Genomic DNA, 2367 nt, shown 5'->3' with positions numbered 1-2367 from the left:
GGTGTGAACACGCGGTTGGCCGACTTCGGACTCGTCTATAACCTTCCACACGAGGTGCGTTTGAAAGCAAGCTATTCGAGGCAGTTTTCAGCCGCCGGCGACAAGAATCTCTGGACGGCCAATATGACCTACAGGTTTTTGTTCCCGGCATGGAGGGGGAAGAAGTAATGCACACCAGACGAAATGGAATCCTGGCCTTCCTGCTTGCCATTGCCTTGCCGTGCTTTGCGCAGCAACCGCCGCCGACCGCCTCCGCCAAGCCGAAACCAAAGCGTACGCCCAGCGCAGGAGAGCTCGTCTTTCAGCAGAACTGTTCGCGTTGTCACAATGCGCCGCAGGGATTTTCACCACGCGTCTCGGGAACGATCGTGAGGCACATGCGGGTGCGGGCATCGCTCAGCAAGAAGGATGAAGAGGCTTTGCTGCGCTTCTTCAATCCGTAAGCTTCATCTTCCAGCGTGGCTACGGATTAGAGCGTTTTCCCTGTAGGGCTACCGCATCTATGCGCGTTTTCCGCAATGAAAACGCCACTGCGCGCCCCTTACGGGATACCCAGCAACAGGGAAAATGCTCTAGTAGATCTCATGATCTGACGGGCCATAAGGCTGACCGAACTTGTTCAGATGTTGTGTGGGCTTAGGGTGTTCAATCGCAATGTCGCCAAGGTTGATGTTCTCCGCGGCGATGTGGATGCGCCTGGTGTAGCGGTCGAGTGTCGGTTGGCGTTCGCCTTCTACCCACACACGCATCTCATACTCTCCTTCAGGTAGTCCTGTGAGACGAAACTGCCCACCGGTATCGGCGATGCCATAGTATGGCGTGCTGAGTGAGATGACGACTGCCGACATCTCCGGATGGATATTGCAGAAGATGTATGAGATACCTTCGCGTGAGAAGTTAACCGAACGGCTCGAGTTCGCTTCGTAAAGGCCCAGGTCAAATCGCTTGCCATCGAAGAGCGAGAAGACATTGTGAAAGAACGGGTCTGCGTTGGGAAAGGTCACGTTTCCGCCTACAGGAACCACTACAAGATGAGGCGAAAACATTTTGTTCTTCTGCAACATGACCGGGTTAGGGCCGGCAGGGAACGGAGGCGGTGCAAAGCTAAGTGGTTTGAGCCAAAGCACGGCTGGAGGAAGCTTTGCTGGGCGTTTCGCTGATGCTGCATCCGTAAGGCGTAACCGTGCGGTTGCCTCCGAGGCATGAGCGGAGGGCAACGCGTATGCGACAAGGCAGACGGCTGCGATGTTGCGAAGAAAGGCGCCTGTAGTCATCAGAATCGATAAGCCCCTGAGAGTCCAATTGCGTCGCTGGCATAGCGGTCGCGGCTTGGAAAAGTTGATTGCAGCCGTTTGTATTCGAGTGAGAACTGCAGGTAGGCATTTGGGCTGTAGATCGTATTCAGCATGAGTGTGCTGTTACGGGTCAGGCCCGAATATGTGGGAGCCGTAGAACTCGCCGTCCGGGACCGGATCTGCTTGCTGAAGGGATTATCGAGGCCATAGGCAATGTTGGTCTCAAAACGGCCCGTCTTGATAGCAAGCTGAGCCCATCCACCGACATCGTCGATCGGTTGAAGTACAGTGGCCCCTTCGTAATCGCGATAGATGAAGTCGGCATAGCCACCGCCGCCAAGTCCGCCCAAAGCCTGCCCACGATAGGCAGTCGAGGTGAGCAGAAGGTATTTCCCAATGGGAAGATGCAGATCGGCTGTGGCCGCCCAGGCGTCGAATCGGCTTCCATCGACTGCGCGATGCGGGCTGAAGTAGCCGCCAAGCCCAAACCGGGTCTCGCGGTCGACCGGGCCGAAGCTGCTGCCGGCGCGGAACTGAACACCGGGCCATCTGCTTCGCTCCGCCAGCGTCGAAGCGGAGCCGCTGGTAGCCGAAGGCAGCAGTGGATCACCAACGTCGATAAGAGCCGTCTGCAGTGTGAGCTTCGACGTTGGCGATAGAGGGATCGACTGGCTGACGCCAACCTGTGGATTCCATGTCCACAGATTTCCAGACCATGAGAGCGGGGGGACAGCTACCGAAGCGAGAGAAGTTGGCTCATCGGGAGCGAGGATCGTTCGGTCATACGAGAAGAAGGCCTGGGTATTCTTCCAGTCCAGAGAGGCCCGGGCGGTGCGCAGACGAATAAGACCTCCCGCGGAGTATTCCGAATTCGTAGTAGAGCCGAAGAAATCGGTCCGAATCTGTGCCCGGCTGGTCGCACCTAAGAGATGTGGTCCGCGCGCGTCAATCCCAAGCACGGTCTGACGCATCGTAAATCCTGTAGTTCCGCTACCTCTCAAGACATACGTCGGCGTGGCCGGCACATCGACACGACGCGTATTGACAAAGGTATTGAAGAGCACCATGCCGG

At 56.9% G+C, this 2367-nt stretch carries 3 protein-coding genes; 1 reads left to right on the top strand and 2 read right to left on the bottom strand.

Going from position 1 to position 2367, the window contains the following annotated elements; translation table 11 throughout:
* Positions 1-167: 167 nt before the first annotated feature.
* Positions 168-443 (top strand): hypothetical protein, encoded by a 276-nt coding sequence (locus AB4043_RS22675; RefSeq protein ID WP_442299565.1) that lies wholly within the window; start codon positions 168-170, stop codon positions 441-443.
* A gap of 129 nt (positions 444-572) precedes the next feature.
* On the opposite strand, the gene AB4043_RS22670 is transcribed toward AB4043_RS22675, so the two are convergent.
* On the bottom strand, positions 573-1274 hold the full coding sequence (locus AB4043_RS22670; protein WP_442299566.1) for a hypothetical protein: 702 nt from the start codon (positions 1272-1274) through the stop codon (positions 573-575).
* The coding region (locus tag AB4043_RS22665; protein ID WP_442308175.1) for a hypothetical protein at positions 1274-2367 on the bottom strand (1094 nt) is incomplete at its 5' end. The genes AB4043_RS22665 and AB4043_RS22670, both read right to left, overlap by 1 nt.

This window comes from Terriglobus sp. YAF25, assembly GCF_052113305.1.
GTDB lineage: Bacteria > Acidobacteriota > Terriglobia > Terriglobales > Acidobacteriaceae > Terriglobus.
The sequence above is the reverse complement of the archived record's forward strand: the minus strand, read 5'-3'. Positions and strand labels throughout refer to the sequence as shown.